The sequence below is a fragment of the Thermoanaerobaculia bacterium genome (assembly GCA_035260525.1).
In the GTDB taxonomy this organism is placed as follows: domain Bacteria; phylum Acidobacteriota; class Thermoanaerobaculia; order UBA5066; family DATFVB01; genus DATFVB01.
Genome location: DATFVB010000141.1, coordinates 1 through 2,675, shown reverse-complemented (window position 1 = coordinate 2,675; position 2,675 = coordinate 1). Strand labels below are relative to the sequence as shown.

3 protein-coding genes are annotated in these 2,675 nt (G+C 69.6%); 2 read left to right on the top strand and 1 reads right to left on the bottom strand.

Annotated elements, in window-relative coordinates; all coding sequences use genetic code 11:
* Window positions 1-769: 2-isopropylmalate synthase (locus VKH46_06670; GenBank protein HKB70512.1), on the top strand; the 769-nt coding region annotated here is incomplete at its 5' end.
* 11 nt (window positions 770-780) lie between these two features.
* Entirely contained in the window at window positions 781-1,719 is a 939-nt protein-coding gene (xerD, locus tag VKH46_06665; protein ID HKB70511.1) for a site-specific tyrosine recombinase XerD, read from the top strand.
* An 18-nt stretch (window positions 1,720-1,737) separates the two neighbouring features.
* Here xerD and VKH46_06660 read toward each other — a convergent pair.
* Window positions 1,738-2,675: S-layer homology domain-containing protein (locus VKH46_06660; protein ID HKB70510.1), on the bottom strand; the 938-nt coding region annotated here is incomplete at its 5' end.

Genomic DNA, 2,675 nt, shown 5'->3' with positions numbered 1-2,675 from the left:
GTACGTGACCGAGGACACGACCCGCTCCCATCCCGACGACCTGCGCTCGCTCTTCACGGCGGCGATCCGCGCCGGCGCTTCGCGGGTCTGCGTGTGCGACACGGTCGGGCACGCGACCCCCGACGGGGTGCGGGCGCTCGTCTCCTGGGTGCGGGCGCTCGTCGACGGCATCGCCCCGGCGGTCAGGGTCGACTGGCACGGCCACCAGGACCGCGGGCTCGGCGTGATCAACTCGATCACCGCGCTCGAGGCGGGCGCGCACCGCGTCCACGGCACGGGCCTCGGGATCGGGGAACGCGTCGGCAACACGCCGATGGATCAGCTCCTCGTGAACCTGCAGCTCCTCGGCTGGATCGAACGCGACCTGACAGCGCTGACGCGCTATTGCAAGACCATCTCGGAAGCGACGGGCGTCCCCTTGACGGACAACTACCCGATCGTCGGGAAGGACGCGTTTCGCACCGGCACGGGGGTCCACGCCGCGGCGATCATCAAGGCGCGGCACAAGGGGGACGACTGGCTCGCCGACCGCGTCTATTCCGGGGTGCCGGCCGCGATGGTCGGGCGCCGCCAGAAGATCGAGGTCGGGCCGATGTCGGGCGAGTCGAACGTCGTCTACTGGCTCTCCGAGCACGGGATCGAGGGCGGTTCGGGCCTCGTCTCGGCGATCTTCCAGGCGGCGAAGAAGAGCGATCGGGTGCTCACCGACGAAGAGATCCTCGAGATCTGCCGCGAGAAGGCGCCCACGAAATCGCTCGCGGTTTCCTGACGCCGCGCCGCATGCGCGCGGACGCCGGCGATTTCCTGGTCCGGCACCTCCCGACTTATCTCGACCGTCTCGCCGTCGAGCGAGGACTCTCTCCCCGCAGCGTCGAGGCGTACGGCCGCGACCTCTCGGAGTTCGGCCGATGGCTCGAGTCCCGCGGAATTCCGATCGCGAAGGTCGGCCGTGCCGAGATCGTCCGCCACCTGCAGGCGCGCCGCGCCGCCGGCCTTTCCGCGCGTTCGGCCGCGCGGCTGATCTCCTCGCTTCGGGGCTTCTTCGGTTTCGCCGTCGGAGAGAAGATCATCTCGGAGGATCCGACGGCGCACGTCGAGAACCCGAAGACCTGGGCCGCGCTGCCGCACGCGCTCGGCCCGTCCGAGGTCGACGCCCTGCTCGCCGCTCCCGACGAGAGCGGCCCCCTCGGGCTGCGCGACCGCGCGATGCTCGAGACCCTCTACGCGACGGGCCTCCGCGTCTCGGAGCTCGTCCGGCTCGAGACGGGAAGGGTCGACCTCGAGGGAGGGACGATCCTCGTGTCGGGGAAGGGGAACAAGGAGCGGCTCGTGCCGCTCGGCCGCGGCGCCCGGAAGTGGATCGCGCGTTATCTCGCCGACGCCCGCCCGGGCCTCGACCCGAAGCGGTCCCCGCACCTGTTCCTGAACCGCCGCGGCTCCCCGATGACCCGGCAGCGGTTCTGGCAGCTGATCGAGGGGTACGCCCGGAAGGCCGGCATCCGCGCCGCGATCTCGCCGCACGTGCTGCGGCACTCTTTCGCGACGCATCTCCTCGAGCACGGCGCGGATCTGCGCTCCGTGCAGATGATGCTCGGCCACGCGGACATCTCGACGACGCAGATCTACACGCACGTCTCGCGCGCGCGCCTCCGGACCGTCTACGACGAGTTCCACCCGCGCGCGCGCAAAAAAAAGGGGCCCCGCGAAGGGGCCCCGTGAAATCGATGAGGTCAGGCCCTACTGGGCGGGGCCGATCGTGAGCTGGAAGGCGTTGTCGAGGAACTTCGCCATCTGGGCGCGGGTGACGAGGCCGTTGGGTCCGAATGTCCCGTCGCCGTTGCCGTCGACGACGCCGAGCGTCCAGATGTAGCCGATGTTCTTGCAGAACGAGCTTCCCGCGGGGACGTCGGAGAACGGCCCGGGGCCGTTGACGCAGTCGTAAGTCCGCGTGGCGAAGGGGCCGGTTCCCGTGTTGGCGTCCGGCACGCCGCCGTCGCCGAGACCGGGAACGAGGGCGCGGGAGATGAAGACGGACATCACGCGCCGCGAGACGAGCCCGCTCGGGCAGAAGTCGGGCGGCACGTTGGTATCGCAGCCGTTCGTGACGTTCAGGCCGGTGATGTAGTGGACGTACTTGCAGAAACCGGCGGTGGCGGGCGGGATGTCGGCGTAAAGCGAGTTGCCGCCGTCCGAGCAGTCGTAGCTGCCGTTGACCGTCGGATTGTCGGCCGACGTGATCGTGCCGGAGAGCGGCACGTTGGCGTCGCCGCCCGCGAAGGCCCGCGCGATGAACGCCGACATCTGGAGTCGGGAGGCATGGCCGCCCGGGTTGAAGGACGTTCCGCCCGTTCCGAACGTCACCTGGTTGTGGACGAGACGCTCCACGTAGTCATAGAGCAGGAAGGTCTTCGGCACGTCGCTGAACGAGCCTCCGACGTGGACGCGCCACGTGAACGGCGTCTGGGCGGCGGTCACGGAGGCGACGGTCGTCGTCGGCGTCTCTTCCATGCTCGCATCCCAGTCGATATCCGAGGGGGTGTTGATCGTCGGGCGGTTGCCGCTTCCGCCGATCGTGATCGTCGCGGCGTAGCAGTCCGAACCGCAGTCGGCGGTGCCGCCAGAGGCGATCGAGCCGTAGTCGGCGGCTGAATCGTCCATCGCGTAGTTGATGTCGG